The organism is Pseudoalteromonas sp. SR43-3 (assembly GCF_014163875.1).
Lineage (GTDB): Bacteria > Pseudomonadota > Gammaproteobacteria > Enterobacterales > Alteromonadaceae > Pseudoalteromonas > Pseudoalteromonas distincta.
Genome location: NZ_JACJEC010000003.1, coordinates 351,872 through 369,151 on the forward strand (window position 1 = coordinate 351,872; position 17,280 = coordinate 369,151).

Consider the following 17,280-nt stretch of genomic DNA (forward strand, 5'->3'; position numbering starts at 1 on the left):
GTTGTGCTTTAATCGTTGCTCAATTATTGAGGAACTTTACATGATTAAATTTTATTTTCACCATACTCCTAACCCAATGAAGGTTGCACTCTTTTTAGAAGAAACAGGCTTACCGTTTGAACTTGTTCCTCTTGATACTTTAAAAGGTGAGCAACATACACCTGAATTTAAAGCAATTAATCCAAACGCTAAAGCGCCAGCAATTGTTGATGGTGAAACGCGTGTGTTCGATTCGAATGCTATTTTAATGTACCTTTCTGAAAAATATGGAAAGCTAGAAGGTAAGAGCGATGACCGCGCTGAAATGCTGTCGTGGTTAATGTTTATCGCATCTGGTTTAGGTCCGTATTCAGGGCAAAGTGTTCACTTTAGACATATGGCACCAGAAGGGCTTGATTACGCGGTTAACCGTTATTTACGTGAAGCGCAGCGCCACTACGAAGTACTTGATACACATCTTGAAGGTCGTGACTTTATTGTGGGTGATACATACACTATTGCTGATGTTTCTGCTTGGGGCTGGATCGATAAAGCACCGGTTGTATTAGGCGAAGAAGGTTTAGCACCGTATCCAAATCTTAAGCGTTGGTTTGAAAGCATTGATAGCCGCCCAGCGGTTGCACGTGCACGCGTAATTGGTACTGATGTAGCATTTAAAAAAGAGTTTGATGAAGACGCTAAAAAAGCGTTTTTCCCTTCAAATTATCCTAAAGTATAAAAAGTACTTAATACAAACAGCAGAGCCAGCTAGCTGATCTGCTGTTTAGTATTTTATGGATGTGTGAGCGCCTCTTTATTTTCATCTGCCACGAATAAATTAACTTCCTCTGTATGCTGGCTTACGCTATTTCTTTTTAGGGCGATGTATAGGTCTGAGTGAATGTATATGCCCTCTGTTCCTGACTTCATACCGGCAATTTCAAACCATGAGAGCAGCTGGCGTTTTCTGCCTGCAAGTTCAAGCCTTATATCGCGCTTTTTAAATATAAGTCGAGGTCGGCAATGATTGGTATTTTCTTTTATGTGATTAAAGTGATTGCTAAATTAACTGGCATGAGGTTGAACACATGGTTCATCCACAGTAATTTAAGCATAGATCCAAAGAAATAAAAAACGGGCCTTCATGAAGTTATAAGTATTCAAATACAAATTATTTAGGCTAACTTAAAGCCATATATCCTCAAACTTGACTCCGAGGGTATGCTATTAATTTAACACCTTGTTGATAGCTAGGCTTATCAACAAGGCGATACTGAATTATTACTTTTTAGTTGCTTCAAGGTTTGAAATATTTTTTGTATATTCTACACGGTGATTTATATGGACATTAATTATTGTAGTGCAGAGTTCGCAACAAAAATAATAAGGTTAGAATAATCGATGAATTTAAATAGGTACTAAAAGTATTAAAAAACAAAGGATAACCCCTCCACCTCTAATTTACACGTAAGCTTATTTACTTTGGGAGTTGAGTTATTACTCGTCAATCAAGTTGGTGTTAGTCTTGCAACTGCTTTTATGATGATAAAGTGAATTTATTAGTCGTATTTTCAATTATCAATAATTTTTATTAATTAGTGTTAGTAGTTTTACTAAACCACTATTTATTTAATGCGGAGATAATAGCCATGAAAGCGAATATAAGCAGTGGAGATAAAGCCACTAAAGTGGGTGGTATTTTTGACAGCGAACATAAAGCTAAAGCAACCTTTGATATTTTAAATAATGACGAGAATTTTGTAAAACAAAGCATAAGGCTAATTCCACCTCACGATCAACATTACGATGAAAAGGTTGAGCCTGAAGATAAAAAAATTGCTAAAACTATGTTGAAATCACACTTAGTATTTGCCGTAGTTGGTCTTGTTGTTGGTGTGATTATTGCCAGTATACTCTTTTTATTAGAGTTTGAATTTTTACAACAACACATCCTAGAAACATATGTTTCGATAGGTATTCTTTGTACTTTTGTTGGTTTACTAATTGCTGGAGCTTTTTCGTTAAGGCCAGATCACGATGATTTGATCAATAATATAAGAGAAGCAACTCGCTCGGGTCTGTGGGCGATTGTTGTACATACCGATTCCCACGAGAAAATGGAAAAAGCAAAAGATCTTATGCAGCCACACGCTGTATCAATATCGACGACTTTATAATGCTAATTGACATAATAATTTAACCAACAAGGTTGTATAGTAGTGTTGTTGGTTAAACCGTATTATAACTTAGCTGCTCTATTGATGTGATTTCAATATCAGAAGCCTGTTAAGAATTTAGTTATTTTAGCCCATTAAATAGCTTATGTAGTGAATTGAAAATAACTTACAGGGCAATCAGGGGGCTTAGCTGTTTAACTAATCATAAAATACAGTTACTCTTTTTTATTTTATTGCCGTTTATAATTTACAACACGGCTAATTCTTCCTAATTGGTATGAGCTTCAAATAAGGCAACTTCGTCGGTAGGCTGGCTTACACTATTTTTTTGTAGCGCAGCATATAGATCGGAGTGAATATATATACCTTCTTTTCCTGACTTCATTCCTGCAATATCAAACCACGAAAGTAACTGACGTTTTCTACCTGCAAGCTCAAGCCTTATATCACGCTTTTTAAATATAACGTCGAGATCTGCAAGCATGGCCATTACACTTAAATCTAAATGAGTAAAGCAGGGCACAGCGTCAATTATTACACATTGTGTATCGTCTTTTTGCCTTGCGTATTGCTCAAGTAATCTGCGTTTAAAGTAGCTGGCATTAAAGTAAGTTAAAGGTGAATTAAAGCGATAGATGAACACACCTTGCACTGCTTTTGCTTTATCTGTGGCGTCTAAACTTCTTACTACACCGTTAACATCTACGCCTAATATGTTGTCTGTTGGACGCATAACAGTGCGAATAAATTGAAATAACCCTAGTAATACAGCAAGTGTGATCCCTGGTATAACGCCAATAAATAACACAGCAAGTAAGGTGGCTGAGGCGAGATAAAATGCCTGTTTGTCTTTTCGTTTTAATTGCCAAACAGCTTTTAAATCGAGTAAATGGACAGAGGCAATAATAAGTACAATACCTAGCGCTGCGCTTGGAATAAATTCAAGTGGGGCTGTTAAAAATACAGCTATGAGCGCAATAATGGCCGCTGCAATTATTGATACTAACTGCGTTTTACCACCTGTTGCATCGTTAACAGCGGTGCGTGAGTCGGCGCCACTGACTGCAAAACCTTGCGAAAGAGCTGACGCTATATTGGCAATACCCAACGCTCTAAATTCTTTATCGGCGTCTATGTCGTAGCCATTTTTAGCAGCAAAGCTGCGGGCAGTTAGCATCATACTAACAAAGCTCACGATGGCTAAGTTAAGTGCGGGTACCACCAGCTCACGAATAATCCCTAAATCAAAAACAGGGGTATTAAAAACGGGAAGCCCGCCAGTTACGGTGCCAATGGTTTTTATATCAAATTGTTTTAAATCAAAAATCCATACCAAAAGCGCACCAAAGGTAATAGCAAACATAGATGCAGGCCACGTGGGCTTTATCCGTTTCATGGCAAAATAGACCGCCAGTGTAAACAAAGCCATTAATAAGGTGGGAACATGTGTTTTCGCTAGGTATGTGGGCACACCACCGAGGCGTTCAAGTAAGTAGCGCTCATCAAAAGTAAAACCAAATACTTTAGAAAATTGACCCACAATAATAGTGATAGCTACGCCGTTTAGTAAGCCCATTAAAATAGGTTTAGATAAAAAGTCAGCTAATACACCTAACTTAAATTTACTGGCTATAAAGCACCAAAAGCCGGTCATGGCGGTCATGGTGACAACAAGTTGCCAATGCTTAAAGCTGTCACCTGCAGCAAGAGGTGTTACTACAGCGGCAATAACGGCGCAGGTTGCGGCATCAGGGCCGACTATTAATTGTTTTGAAGTGCCGAAAAGTGCATATAGCATCATTGGCAGTATGCAAGAGTATAACCCTACGGCGGCGTTAACACCGGTTAGTTGTGCGTAAGCAATGGCAACAGGTAAAGCCACTGCAGCGACTGATAGCGCCGCCCTTACATCATCAGCAAACCATTGGCGTTCATAGTGCAGCAATGTATTTAAACCGGGCATAAAATTATATAAACGCGACAGCACCTTAGTTTTCCTGCTAATAGTTACAACGTTTTGATAGTAAATTTAATATTCAAATAAGTATAGCTAGGACGACGGTTATTTTAATAAATTGCAGGTGATTATTTATCAAGATATTAAATTTATAATTTGGCAAAAAAGTGAAAATTGAATTTTCCTGAGGTGTCTTTTAATCAGCTTATGTGCGTAGTATTAATGTACTGATATTGAGCACCTCAAGAAATCACTAAATCTAAAATCTAGTTTTAAATTTTTTAAGATTATTTAGCACCACATGCCGGATATAACTCAAGCACCTCTGTTACTACTTGTCCAAATAAGGCTTGTTCTTGCTGTGTTAAATCTATAGCAGGAATAAATGGCATTGTGTCTGTTAATTCCGAGGTAATGATTTGATAAAAGGTCATCGCTGTAAGGACATTCCCAGCATAGGATGCATGATTACCGTCGGCACTATGAAGGTTTATACTAGGCATTATTTCTAATACTCGATTCCACACGAAGCCAACTGGCGCTATGCAGCTAGGTTGTTTTTGACTGATTGCTAAATGGAGGTCGTAAACCTGCTTTGCTTCTGATGGATCCCCTTTTTGAGGATGCTCTGGAAATAAAATAGGTGTAATTTTATGCTCTTTTGCGTTCGAGATTAATCGCTCAGATGCGCTTGTAGGGTAGTCAGTCGAACCTGATTGTGAGTACTTTTGGCCTTGAAAAATTGCATGACTCCAGTTATCACTTTTTAATTTATCGACATTCGCATTTACTGCGACTATTTCATCTAAAAATCGTCCACTGACAGTCATTATTTTGACTGAAGTGCTAGGTAACTGGCTTGTAATAATTATTTCTAATAAGCCCCCTAACTGTGAACTATGGCTATTACCATAGATAATTATTTTGTAGTCACTTAAGGGACTGTTATTAATAACCGCTTTTGATTGTGGTATTTCAATGCTTTCAGCCTCTTTTGTTTTACTTCCCCCAGAGCCGCATGCTGTTAATAATAGTAATGATAATGTGATTGATATTGTTGTTATGTATTTTAGAAACATTGTTAATCCTTTTTTCGTACCAATTATAAGTACGGCTTTAGAATACTAGACATTTTATAACCAAGCTGCAAGGTTGCTGGTTTTTAGTGCAATGTATGGTGCTTAGTTTGTGCGCTAAAAGTGAAGTGCAGAAGGTTGATATTGTTTACGCGGTATCTAAATTTTAGTTTGGGGTATTATTCAATGATAATTTTATTGCTTTAAATAAATATTTAGTTATAAAAATTGTGCGATGTTTTAACACAAGTGCCACTTTTTTATAGACGTAAAAAAGCCTGCATAAAAGCAGGCTTTAGTTTTTAGGGAAAATTAAAATTTAGCGCGAATACCAAAGCTGTAACGGCGATCCGCTTCAGTGTACTTCCAAGCACCACCTAGTTCAGATAGGTAAATAGAAGGCTCACCCGTTAAGTTGGTCGCATTACCTACTAAGGTCACGTTTTCGTTAATATCCCAGCTTGCAGAGAAGTCTAACTGGCCTCTGTCGTCACGGTAGTTATTACCGTAAACAGTACCTTCTGCTGAAATACTGCCGTCTGAGTTAATATTTTCTACACGTTTCTCGTTTTCAGTATCTAAGAAACTGTCACGGTAGTTATAAGCTAGACGAGTAGAGAAACCTTCGTATTCCCAAAATACTTGTAAGTTATACGTATTTTTAGAAATATCTAATAACGGGTTACCGTTTGGTTGCTCGCTGTCTGCGTATGTGTAGTTTGCGTTAATGCCTAAGCCAGAAAATGCACCAGGTAGGTCTGTAAAGAACTGTTGATAACCAACTTCAAAGCCTTGTACTGAGCCGTTTTCACCGTTTACATTTTTAACAGTATCGATACCCGTTAGTCCTGCGTCACGTAAGCCTGCTACATGGTTAAAGCCATCAGCATCTACTGGGAAGTCAGTTGCATCCGAGTAAACTAGGTTATCTTGTGAAACACCTGCAACGTCAAGCTGACATACTTGGTTCCATTGAGTTACGTTTTGACCTGTTGAAGTGCTTGATGCAGCTACACAGCTACTTTCGTTACTTAAGAAAGATTCAACATCTTTATAAAATACTGCGAAAGAAATTACGTTACCTTGGTCAAAGTAATGCTCTACAGATAAGTCGTATTGCGTCGCACGATATGGTTCTAAATCAATAGAGCCTTGCGTTGCACCTGTAATGTCGTTATTAACATCAAATGCAGGGCTTAGTTCGCTAAAGTCAGCGCGGCGCATAACTTTTGCAGCAGCAAAGCGGAATAATGTTTCGTCTGAGTAGTTATACGTTACGTTTAAGCTTGGTAAAAAGTCGCTGTAGTCATTGTCGCCAGTTACTTTTTCGCCATTAAGAAATACGCTTGATTCTAAATCTGTAGCTACATAACGACCACCCACAATTGCAGTGATGTTATCAAAGTCTAAGTAGGCTGATATATACACGGCAGCAGTATCTTCAACTACGTTGCGGTATGCGCTTTCTTGGAACTCTTGGTTATCTGAAAGACTACCTGTTGACGCTAGGTTAGTACCTGCAAGTAACTGCTGAAGCTGAGCGTAAGTATTTGCAGGGTTAGATAAACCGTTGTAGCTTAAAAAGGTTAGTAGGTCGTTTTGTCCCGAATGACCTAATTGGTCAAATGAGTTGTCGTGGCTAACTGTTGTAAAGCTATTTGAAAAAGCAGCGTTGTAGTCATCAACCCATAAAGTGGCTAACGAACCGTCTGAGTCGTTAAATGCATTTTTATAAATGTCTTTAATTTCTACTTTGTATTGCTCATATTCGTAATCGCGGTTAGTAACACGTACACCCGCTTTTACTTTAGATACCCAGCTTAAGCTGCTGAGTGGCTCAAACATTTCAACATCAAAACGAATAGCTGTTTCGTCATTGTCTGTTCTTCTATCTTCACTTTTAAACGTACGAAGTGCTAAGTTTTGTGGGTCAGTAAATGCATTAGGATCTGAATGAATGATGCTTGGTAATTTATTACCGTCTTGAGAAAATGCACCATCATATAAATGATTTGTTAGCTGAGTTCCACCACTTGCTTCAAATGTTGATTTTTCGATTGGGCGAAGTGTAAATTCAGAATCAGGTCTTACGCTTTCTGATGATGCTACCGCAATTTCACCAGAGATTTTGATACTGTCAGTAAGGTTCCACTCTGCACCAAGTGCATTTGAAAACGAGTCAGTTTCACGAAAGTCACTGTATGTTTTAGGAATACCAAACTCGTTTGTTAACGTGTAATTATTTACGCCGTTAGCATCTTGAGTTGTATTTGCATCTGTTGATAGTGAACCTGCGACACCTAAAATAGAGTTACCAGCTTGTTCACCTGAGCGCTTTGTGCCGCTTAAATCAAGATACACCATGCCATTACCAGATTGTGGTGCCCATTGAAGAGATAAATTTACAGCAGTTCGTTTACGCTGCTCTACGTATTGTTCAACACTGTGCTCGTCTCTTACGATAGCGTTGCCACTAGGTGTATTACCTTCTTGGCCATTAATTTCGATATCTTGAGGTTTAACACGGCTAGATGTTTCATCTTGGCGAATTTCGCGATCTTGGAATGAAAACATAGCAATGGCACCAAAGGTACCCATTTCATCAAAGTCCCAGTTGTTACCAATTGAACCACTAAAAATAGGAGCTACATTTTCTGTTTTATCAGCGTATTCGCCATCTAATGAAACTGCGCCAGTTAGTTTATCTAACTCTAATGGGCGAACTGTCTTTAAACTAACTGTTCCGCCTAATGCACCCTCAATCATATCGGCAGTAGGAGACTTAACTACTTCTACTGTTTTTAAGAAGCTTGATGGGTAATCTTGCAAGCTAATGCCGTCACGAGAGTCACCAATAGTAGAGCGACCATTTAATTCAACACGGTTTTGAGGTAAGCCACGAATCGAAACACTGTCACCCACACCAAAATCGGTATTAATAGATACGCCAGTAATACGTTGCAACGCTTCTGCAATATTATTATCTGGTAACTTACCAATGTCTTCAGCAACAATTGCATCTACAATACGTCCGTCAGTACGCTTAAGCATAGCGGCGGCTTTCATACTGCCTAGCATGCCTTTTACTTCAATAACTTCAATGTCTGCAGCTGCCGTTTCTGAAGCTGCGGGAGCCTCTTGCGCTGCAATATTTGAAGAAGCCATTAATAAAAGGGCTGCGGCACTGATTGTTGTAGAGCTACTTCTTTTATGCTTATTAATTAATGTTGAAGTAATTTGATTGAGTTTCATGTATCTCTCCCGTTTGGGTACGACTTGCGTCATTGTGTGTGTGTTGTTACTTGGTTTGGTTAACCAATTTAACTGTTTCTTCCCTGTAGTGTGTCATACAGGTGGTATGGTTGAAATTAATCCAATTCAACTTTATTTACAACCTTTGTTTACCAAAATTTCACAATGTGTATTACAAAAACCTCTTTTATTTTGCTTATATTTAATAAATTTAATGGCTTATAGTGTGTTTTTATTTTTTGTATTTTGAATGAATTTTATTGAAGTATCTTTACCAAAGGCATTTTTATATATTATTTGTACTATTTAATACATTTTTTAGTACTATTTTGAAATTTTATGTCGTACTTTTATACGTGTTTAGTTTACTTTTTAAGTGATATTGAATTGGAAGAGCGACCATTAAAAGTTCTAAATGATTTATAAATTTGCGAAATAGTGGAGAGGTTAAAATAATTAAAAATCATTTTGGTAATACCAATTTTCTATTGTTTTTATATTGATTTTGTACTAGCTGGGGTGGGGGCGGTAAGCTAGGTAGCGATAAATAGATTTTTACGCAAAAAAAAGCCCAGCATAACAATGCTGGGCTTTCTTACTTTAGATGTATTAGCTTTGTAATTCGCCTGTAGATGATTCTAAATGTGCTCGTATGAACCACTGAAATTGCTCTAAATCGGCTAGTTGGCTGGTGATCATATCTTCAGAGACCGGATCTAGCTCAGAAAGAGTCTCAATTGCTTTGCGGTGATCGGCATTAACGCCATTATATACTTTATCAAGCGCAGCCAAATGTTCGGTTACTAGGCCTTTGCCTACTGAGTATTCGTCCCAAGTACGGCGATCTACAATTGATTTTGGTGTGCCAACAGGTACTGCACCAAGAGTCGCAATTCGCTCTGCAATTGTATCTGTCATTTCGCGCACACTGTCTACTTGTGGGTCTATCATTTCATGTACGCCAATAAAATTAGGTCCCACTACGTTCCAGTGAATATGCTTTAAAGTTAGTTGTAAGTCTATCAATGCAACCATGCGGTTATCGAGGGTAGCTATTGTTTTTTGGGCTGATTCGTCACTCATACCTGGCGCGGTAAATTTAGTTGTTTTGTTTGATTCGTTATTGTTACTCATAATTTCTCCTACATTAAGTAATGTGTTGCTCATATAATATGTTGCGTTATGAGCATGACTTAAACTTAATGAAGCAACTGTTATGCCGTAAGTTGCTTTATTTGAAAAGTGATTCAAAAACAATTGGTTATATTTTAAATTAAGGTTTCTAAGGCTGCAGAGGAGATTGGGTTTTTGAAAAGCCTGCATATATTTGTAAAATATGCAGACTTCGATTTAGTTACTCTTAGGTGTATTTAAACGTTGGCTATGTATTCGTGCGCTTTTAAAACATCGAGCGGCACTATTTCTAATGATTTTTTATTTGTAGCCTCAAGCACCACTGGTGGCGCAACGTTTGCTGAAATAGCATGAAGCCATCTTACTGCACACAAGCACCATTTATCACCGGCTTTTAAACCTTCGAAATCGTAAAGAGGGTTCGGGCTTATTAAATCGTTACCTTGTGATTTTGAAAATTGTAAAAATTCATCAGTCATAATTGCACACACACTGTGATTGCCAAGATCTGATTCTGGTACATAACAAAACCCTTCACGTGTGTAGCCACCATTACCGCAACATAGTTTTAAGCGTGTGCCGAGTACATTAAATTGATTCGCCATGAAATACCTTAATTTGTGGTGTTTAATAAATTTACTCTAACAGGAGTAACTCGCTTGAGATAGCTATAAAACTTAAAAGAGGGAAGGGCTACACAAACTTAAGCCCGCAGCAAATTGCGGGCTTAGTATTGTTTATTATTTAATACGCAGCGCCATACAATCGCTATGACCGTTTATGATCATGCTTTTATCAACACGCACGCCACCACCAGAGTATTTACCGGCGGCTGTAAAACTACATATTTGTACAAAGTAGTCGTCTACTTTAGGCAGTGCAAATAGTTGTTGGTATATTTGGTCTTGCTCTGCAAAGTGCCCCATTGTTTTTTCTATAACTTGCTGCTGCTCATCAATAAGTTGAATATTAGCGCCACAGCGTCCTACTATTGGTTTAACTACATAACCGGATTGTAATAACTCGTCGTTAAGCTCAAACGCGGTATTAAGTAAATATTTATGATTAGGGAATAAGCTCCACAGTATTGGCAAAATAGCCTTGTTACTTGGAATTAATGTCCACAGCGGTTCAAACACCATGACATTTTTACGCAGTAATACATCGACTAAGCGTGGCGTTTCACCAGCTTTGAATTGTGGTTCAAAGTTATCACCTAATGATTGGTCGGCTTCGCATTCTTCACGAATTTGATCAAGTGCGGTTTCCCACGACCAGGTTTTCCATACGTAACTCAGTTGTGCGCCATCAGTATCTACTATGTTGCCTGACTCATTCCAGCGAAGTGTGCTTAAGCCAATTACTAGCTTACATTCAAAGCCTGCGGCTTCAATAGCTTCTTTCATAAATAATGCGTGGTAATGTTCTTCTGGTTCATCATCTTGCAGAATATGAACAAGACCTTTTACCTCACTTTTACGCCATGCTTTTACGAGATCTTTAAATAAATTTTGGCCTGCATCTACACCTGTTTTAACACTAAAGTGTTTTGCCCACTTTCCCTGAACTTTGCCGCTTTCCATGTAACACGATGCCGAATCGCAATTGTATTCGTAAACTTTTAAACCTGCTGCTGTTAAGGCAAAGTCAAACCGGCTGGTAATTAATTGGTTTAAGCGGTTATCCCACGATTGGCGAATTTTATTAAGCACAACATCGGGTAAATTAAACTTTTTTAATAACTCAGGGTGCTGCAATACATAGTCGGTTGCATGCATAAATAAGCCATGCAGCTCATTTGTTGCATGCTCAATGCTTTGCTGCGCCGTTTGAGATATTGCAAAGTAATTATGTTGATCCTCATCTACTGATGTAAGTTTATGGCCTTGCATCATTTCTACGTAGGCAGCTTCATCGTCATTCGCAATATTTAACCATGACTTGTTTGCTTGGCCTGTATCTACTGCTTTATGGGCTTCTATAGTAAATAAGTCAGTGTTTAGCTCAAACGTTGGCTCAGCATATTCTGTTTCATCAGTTTGTGTCATCCAACCTAAAATAGTGGCGTCGCTGTAAGAGCACTCAATCCAATAGTCGCCATCTTTAGTTACTTTTGCTTTTAGTTCACGGCACCAGTTTTGATTTGTTGGCCATATTTGATGCCCTACATTTTGCTCAGCAAGACGTATTTTATCTTCATGCACTTCAACAATGACAGCAACATGACCTGTTTCTTCAAACTCGCCGCCTTCTTCCCATATAAGTAAACTACCTACTTGAGGGGGATGTTTAGCACCATTTTTAAACGCGTTTAGTGGCAATCTGTTTTGGCTATTTACATCGCGCACTGAACGCAGCTCAAAAATATCGTAAGCCATGGCTATGTCATCAAAAATATAACCATGATTGAGGTACATCCATCTACGGGCAAATTCAACGCATTGCCATTTATAGCCCATGTAAATACCGTCTAGGTAACTACGATAGGCGCTACGATTAGGATAAATGCTTTCATCAGCCGTATCATAATCAGATGAGTAAACAGCAACATTACCAGGTGCATAACCTAATAAAGTACCAAAATCACTAGCAGAAGATTTCATAAACAAAGATGTTCAAAATAAGGTGTGATAATTTGCTGACTATATGAGCCAAACTGCGTTATAGCAAGATATTACTGGGTATAATCTTTAATTAAATATTGGTGCTAAATAGGGCTTAAAATTATATTTTATTAATCCATAGTTTTAAAAGCAGTAGTTAAGAAATCCCTCCTTCAAAGTGTTTATACATGTAAAACTGAACCTATATTCGTACTTTAGTTAATTTTTTGTTAAACCATTGCGATTGGTATAGCAAAACTAGCTAAAATTAGTTAAAAGTTTTTAAAACAGGAAAAATAATGGAAGACATAATAAACAACATTGATATTAATCAATATTTACCCGCTGCAATTACGTGGGCAACCAACATATTACTAGCAATTGCAATTTTACTTGCAGGCTTATGGTTAGCGGGCAAAGTACGCAATTTAATTATTGGCTTGTGTCATAAATACACTCATCTTGACGATACGCTTTTTCGCTTTTTAGGCAGCATGGCTCGCTACATCATATTAGCGTTCGTTATTATTGCTGTGTTAAATCGCTTTGGTGTACAAACAGCCTCTATTATTGCTTTACTCGGTGCTGCGGGACTTGCTATAGGCTTGGCGTTACAAGGTGCAATGTCGAACCTTGCCGCAGGCGTTATGTTGCTAATATTTAGACCTTATAAAGTGAATGACTTTATTGAGGCTGCAGGGCGTTTTGGTAAAGTAACAGAAGTAGATATGTTTACTACTATTTTACAAACGTTCGATAACCAACAGGTTATTATACCAAATAGTCAAATTTGGGGCGCGCAAATTATAAACCATTCACATCATCCAATTCGTGGTGTGGATATGCATTTTGGTGTTGCTTACGGTGAAGATACAACGGCTGTACGTAAAGTTATAGATGGGGTACTTGCAGCGCACCCACATATACTAAAAGATCCAGCGCCTTTTGTTGAAGTAGAAACACTTAACAACAGCTCAGTAGACTTTTTAGTAAGGCCATTTTGTAAGGGCGAGCATTACTTCGATATTCTTTACACGGTGCCAGAGTTAATTAAAAAAGCACTTGATGAAAACAACATTGAAATACCTTTCCCACATCGTAAAGTTATTTTAGTTAACGAGAATAAAGATTAACTAAATTTAAAAATGCATAAACCTAAGAGCACTTTTAAGTGCTCTTTTTTTGTGTGAAAAAGTTACATACCTGTGTAACCTTTTCTTTTATAAATCATCTCAAATACTACATTGTTATCTGTACAGCCCTTTTTTACTAGGTTTGATGTCTGGTCTTTATTTTGCATTTGCATAGTCGCTTTTAGTTTTAAAGCTCATAAAAACTATCGACCCATTAAATCAAACTGTATGAAGGACTAAACATGGCTGAATCATTTAAATACTCAGGTAATAAAGGGCATGGCGGCGAATTGCATCAAAAAGCGTCGGATGAACACCCTACCATGACCACCGCGCAGGGCTGCCCTGTAAGTGACGATCAAAACTCATTACGTGCGGGCAAACGTGGCCCCGGATTATTAGAAGATCACATAATGCGCGAGAAGATCTTTCACTTTGATCATGAACGCATTCCTGAGCGTGTAGTGCACGCTAGAGGCTATGGTGCACACGGATATTTTGAAACTTACGACACGCTTGAAGATTTAACCTGTGCAGATATTTTTCAGCGAAAAGGTGAAAAAACGCCTGTGTTTACTCGCTTCTCTACGGTTGCAGGTAATAAAGGATCACCAGATTTAGCACGTGATGTACGCGGTTTTGCGGTAAAATTTTATACCCAAGAAGGAAACTGGGATTTAGTGGGTAACAATATACCGGTATTCTTTATTCAGGATGCAATGAAGTTTCCTGATTTAATTCATAGCGCTAAAGCCGAGCCTGATCGTGGTTTTCCGCAGGCGCAAACAGCACATGATAACTTTTGGGACTTTGTGAGTTTGTCACCTGAGTCAATGCACATGGTTATGTGGGCAATGTCTGATAGAGCTATTCCACGCTCTTTACGCTTTATGGAAGGTTTTGGTGTTCATACATTTAAATTTATTAATGCCAAAGGTGATGAAAAATTTGTTAAATTTCATTGGAAACCAAAAGGCGGAATGCAATCTGTAGTATGGAACGAAGCACTTAAACTAAACGGCGCGGACCCTGATTTTCATCGCAGAGACATGTGGGAATCTATTGGCAACGGCGACTTCCCTGAGTGGGAACTAGGTGTACAGGTGTTTGATCAGCAATTTGCTGATGAATTTGAATTTGATGTTTTTGATGCCACCAAGCTTATACCTGAAGAGCAAGTACCAGTGCAAATTGTTGGTCGTATGGTGCTTGACCGTGTTGTAGACAACTTTTTTGCAGAAACAGAGCAAGTAGCATTTTGTACTCAAAACATTGTACCGGGGCTCGACTTTACACCTGACCCGCTACTGCAAGGTCGTAACTTTTCATACTTAGATACTCAAACCAAGCGTTTAGGTGGCCCTAACTTTACGCATATTCCGGTCAATGCGCCTAAATGTCCAATGCGTCATTTTCAGCAAGATGGCCACATGGCAATGCACAATCCAAAAGGGCGTGTTAATTATGAGCCAAACTCATGGAGCGGCGACGAAAACAACCCGCGCGAATGCCCAGTACATGGCTTTAAAAGCTCAAGCGAACCTGAAGTAAATGGCGGTGATAAACTGCGTTATCGCTCAGAAACATTCAGCGATCATTACAGTCAAGCTCGTCAATTTTATTTAAGTCAAACAGAGGTAGAGCAGGCGCATATTCAATCTGCGTACGTGTTTGAGCTGTCTAAAGTTGAGCATTTGCCAATACGAGAACGTTTGGTATCGCACTTGTTAAATATTGACGAAACCCTCGCAAATAAAGTTGCCGAAGGACTTGGCTTGCAAGAAATGCCAGATCCGGCAGAAGCTGCTATGCCGACACGTAAAGACTTACCTGTATCTGATGCGTTAAGTATTTTGAAAAATGCGCCCAACACCTTCAAAGGCCGTAAATTAGGTATTTTAGTAAGTGATGGCTTTAATGCAGAAATTTTTGAATCGGTTACCAATGCACTTAAAAGTGAAGGTGCAAACTTTGAAATTATTGCCCCGCAAGTTGGCGGTGCTAAATGCAGTAAAGGTAAACACTTTAAAGCTGATCAGGTTATTAATGGTGGTCCATCGGTTTTATACGATGCGGTACTTGTACTCACCACCGAAGATGGAGCTAAAAAACTAGCTGCCGTAGCAGAAGCTAAAGACTTTGTAAGTGATGCGTACGCACATATGAAATTTATAGGCTTTACAAATGAGGCTAAGCCTTTATTTAAAGCGGCAGGCCTTGATGGAAAAGTAGATGATGGTTGGATAGATTTAGAGGCACATTCAGCCGATAAATTTATAAATACTTTGCGTAATTTAAGATATTGGGAGCGTTAGTAAGCTCAATAATTAAAAAACCACAGCATGTAATTGTTGTGGTTTTTTTTAGCTCACCTAGTTAAGGTATTAGTTCAAGCCAACAATAAATATTGGATATATTATGAAGCTTAATGGCGCTTGTCACTGTGGCAAAGTGGTATTTACGGTCAACTCAAAACACCCTTATCCTTACAATTTATGTTACTGCTCTATATGCCGTAAAACCGCAGGGAGCGGCGGGTTTGTTATTAATTTAAACGCGCAATACAGCACGCTTGAGGTTACAGGGCGTGAACACATAACTATTTATCATGCAAAAACAGGCGATAAAATAAGCCCTGCAGAGCGTCATTTTTGTAAGCATTGTAGTGCTAACTTATGGTTATACGATGCACGTTGGCCTGAGCAAGTTCATCCCTTTGCTGGTGCAATAGATAGTGAGTTACCCATACCGCCAGAGCGCACTCATTTAATGCTTGGTAGTAAAGCAAATTGGGTAAATGCGCCCATTAATGAAGGTGACAAGCAGTTTGAAGAATACCCTGATGAAAGTATTGCTGCTTGGCATAAGCGTTTAAACCTCGAAAAGTAACGCAATTTTTTGTATGAGCTAAGCTTAAATTTAGGGGCAATTAAACGCATATTTAGTTAATTAAATATTAAAAATCACAGCGTAAGTAAAGGAGAATATTATGGCAGTCTCAGCAATACCAAAAGGGTTTCATTCAGTTACACCTTATTTAATTATGAATGACGCACAAAAAGCGATAGATTTTTATTGTGATGCATTTAGTGCTGAACATGTAATGCAGATGCCTTTACCTGATGGTGGAATAGCCCATGCAGAAATAATAATTGGTGATTCGCATATTATGCTTTCAGATAATGGTTCTGAAGAGCATTTAAAAAACCCAAAAGAACTCGGTGGTACAGCGCTAAGCCTTATGCTTTATGTTGAAGATGTTGATACCGTGTTTAAAAAAGCAATTGAGCTTGGTGCAACAGAAATAAGACCCGTACATGATCAGTTTTATGGTGATAGGACCGGCACACTACAAGACCCATTTGGTCATATATGGATCATTGGTACACATAAAGAAGATGTTAGTGACGAAGAGTTAAATAATCGAATTGGGAATATAACAAATCAAGAGCAAGACGCATAACTCGCATGCTAATTAGATTTATGTACCTTTCTAATTACATTGATGGCTTTAATGGAAGGTTTGTGGCTTTTGCTTCAGCTTAACTAGGTTTTACCTTGTTATCGACACGGTTTTCTTATCTAAAAGTAGCTCACTTCGTAAAGCGAAGTGGTATAGATTACTAGTTAAATTTTAGGCATAAAAAAACCTCAGCCAATAATTAGCTGAGGTTCAAAAAGTGGTACCAGCGGCCGGACTCGAACCGGCACTCCTTTCGGAAGGGGATTTTGAATCCCCCATGTCTACCAATTTCATCACGCTGGCATAATTTTTCTTTAATCTTTTAAGCATAAAAAGATAAAGAAAAACCACTTAAAATAAAAAGGATACTTATATACCTCTTATTCTGTATCCGCATTATACAAACAAAAGAGGGGGCGGCAAGCCTTTTCTTTTATTTGCATAAACAACTGGTTGATAATTAATCGTTTATAGCAAGGAGACTCCATCGGTAAATTTTTTAAGTC

Annotated in this window: 12 protein-coding genes, 1 tRNA gene and 1 pseudogene; 6 read left to right on the forward strand and 8 right to left on the reverse strand. The window is 38.3% G+C overall.

Annotated elements, in window-relative coordinates; genetic code table 11:
* Positions 1-40: 40 nt before the first annotated feature.
* Positions 41-718, forward strand: coding sequence for a glutathione S-transferase family protein (locus tag H5088_RS06130; protein WP_024590248.1), 678 nt, complete (start codon positions 41-43; stop codon positions 716-718).
* A gap of 53 nt (positions 719-771) precedes the next feature.
* Here the strand turns inward: H5088_RS06130 and H5088_RS20280 are convergent.
* Positions 772-990, reverse strand: a pseudogene (locus tag H5088_RS20280) (sodium-independent anion transporter); the annotation flags it as partial.
* Positions 991-1,628: 638 nt separating this feature from the next.
* Between H5088_RS20280 and H5088_RS06135 the strand changes: the two are divergent.
* Positions 1,629-2,156: a hypothetical protein gene (locus tag H5088_RS06135; RefSeq protein ID WP_182693385.1), complete on the forward strand. Its 528-nt coding sequence runs from the start codon at positions 1,629-1,631 to the stop codon at positions 2,154-2,156.
* A 268-nt stretch (positions 2,157-2,424) separates the two neighbouring features.
* On the opposite strand, the gene H5088_RS06140 is transcribed toward H5088_RS06135, so the two are convergent.
* The 6 genes from H5088_RS06140 to gss all read right to left on the reverse strand — a co-directional run bounded on the left by H5088_RS06140 (position 2,425) and on the right by gss (position 12,178).
* Entirely contained in the window at positions 2,425-4,143 is a 1,719-nt protein-coding gene (locus H5088_RS06140) for a SulP family inorganic anion transporter (RefSeq protein ID WP_182752445.1), read from the reverse strand.
* 257 nt (positions 4,144-4,400) lie between these two features.
* A complete protein-coding gene (locus H5088_RS06145) occupies positions 4,401-5,192 on the reverse strand; it encodes a hypothetical protein (RefSeq protein WP_182752446.1) in 792 nt (263 codons plus the stop codon).
* 309 nt (positions 5,193-5,501) lie between these two features.
* Entirely contained in the window at positions 5,502-8,441 is a 2,940-nt protein-coding gene (locus H5088_RS06150; RefSeq protein WP_182752447.1) for a TonB-dependent receptor, read from the reverse strand.
* Positions 8,442-9,050: 609 nt separating this feature from the next.
* Positions 9,051-9,575, reverse strand: a complete 525-nt coding sequence (gene dps, locus H5088_RS06155; RefSeq protein ID WP_182752448.1) for a DNA starvation/stationary phase protection protein Dps — start codon at positions 9,573-9,575, stop codon at positions 9,051-9,053.
* A 236-nt stretch (positions 9,576-9,811) separates the two neighbouring features.
* Positions 9,812-10,180 (reverse strand): DUF2237 family protein, encoded by a 369-nt coding sequence (locus tag H5088_RS06160; RefSeq protein ID WP_024605487.1) that lies wholly within the window; start codon positions 10,178-10,180, stop codon positions 9,812-9,814.
* Between the two features lie 135 nt (positions 10,181-10,315).
* Positions 10,316-12,178 carry a bifunctional glutathionylspermidine amidase/synthase gene (gss, locus tag H5088_RS06165; protein ID WP_182738729.1) on the reverse strand — a complete coding sequence of 621 codons (1,863 nt, stop codon included), beginning with the start codon at positions 12,176-12,178 and terminating at the stop codon, positions 10,316-10,318.
* Between the two features lie 299 nt (positions 12,179-12,477).
* Between gss and H5088_RS06170 the strand changes: the two genes are divergently transcribed.
* The 4 genes from H5088_RS06170 (at position 12,478) to H5088_RS06185 (ending at position 16,774) form a co-directional block, all read left to right on the forward strand.
* Positions 12,478-13,311, forward strand: coding sequence for a mechanosensitive ion channel family protein (locus H5088_RS06170; protein ID WP_182723942.1), 834 nt, complete (start codon positions 12,478-12,480; stop codon positions 13,309-13,311).
* Positions 13,312-13,553: 242 nt separating this feature from the next.
* Entirely contained in the window at positions 13,554-15,626 is a 2,073-nt protein-coding gene (locus H5088_RS06175) for a catalase (protein ID WP_182711467.1), read from the forward strand.
* Between the two features lie 103 nt (positions 15,627-15,729).
* Entirely contained in the window at positions 15,730-16,200 is a 471-nt protein-coding gene (locus tag H5088_RS06180) for a GFA family protein (RefSeq protein ID WP_182711468.1), read from the forward strand.
* A gap of 100 nt (positions 16,201-16,300) precedes the next feature.
* Entirely contained in the window at positions 16,301-16,774 is a 474-nt protein-coding gene (locus H5088_RS06185; RefSeq protein WP_182673298.1) for a VOC family protein, read from the forward strand.
* Positions 16,775-16,992: 218 nt separating this feature from the next.
* On the opposite strand, the gene H5088_RS06190 is transcribed toward H5088_RS06185, so the two are convergent.
* Positions 16,993-17,077 (reverse strand) — tRNA-Leu (locus H5088_RS06190).
* Positions 17,078-17,280: the final 203 nt, after the last annotated feature.

Excerpts from the sequence above, each read along its gene's own strand:
- dps (WP_182752448.1), bottom strand. The coding sequence starts at position 9,575 with ATGAGTAACAATAACGAATCAAACAAAACAACTAAATTTACCGCGCCA.
- H5088_RS06185 (WP_182673298.1), top strand. The coding sequence starts at position 16,301 with ATGGCAGTCTCAGCAATACCAAAAGGGTTTCATTCAGTTACACCTTAT.
- H5088_RS06150 (WP_182752447.1), bottom strand. The coding sequence starts at position 8,441 with ATGAAACTCAATCAAATTACTTCAACATTAATTAATAAGCATAAAAGA.
- H5088_RS06175 (WP_182711467.1), top strand. The coding sequence starts at position 13,554 with ATGGCTGAATCATTTAAATACTCAGGTAATAAAGGGCATGGCGGCGAA.
- H5088_RS06135 (WP_182693385.1), top strand. The coding sequence starts at position 1,629 with ATGAAAGCGAATATAAGCAGTGGAGATAAAGCCACTAAAGTGGGTGGT.
- H5088_RS06130 (WP_024590248.1), top strand. The coding sequence starts at position 41 with ATGATTAAATTTTATTTTCACCATACTCCTAACCCAATGAAGGTTGCA.
- H5088_RS06180 (WP_182711468.1), top strand. The coding sequence starts at position 15,730 with ATGAAGCTTAATGGCGCTTGTCACTGTGGCAAAGTGGTATTTACGGTC.
- H5088_RS06160 (WP_024605487.1), bottom strand. The coding sequence starts at position 10,180 with ATGGCGAATCAATTTAATGTACTCGGCACACGCTTAAAACTATGTTGC.
- H5088_RS06170 (WP_182723942.1), top strand. The coding sequence starts at position 12,478 with ATGGAAGACATAATAAACAACATTGATATTAATCAATATTTACCCGCT.
- H5088_RS06145 (WP_182752446.1), bottom strand. The coding sequence starts at position 5,192 with ATGTTTCTAAAATACATAACAACAATATCAATCACATTATCATTACTA.
- gss (WP_182738729.1), bottom strand. The coding sequence starts at position 12,178 with ATGAAATCTTCTGCTAGTGATTTTGGTACTTTATTAGGTTATGCACCT.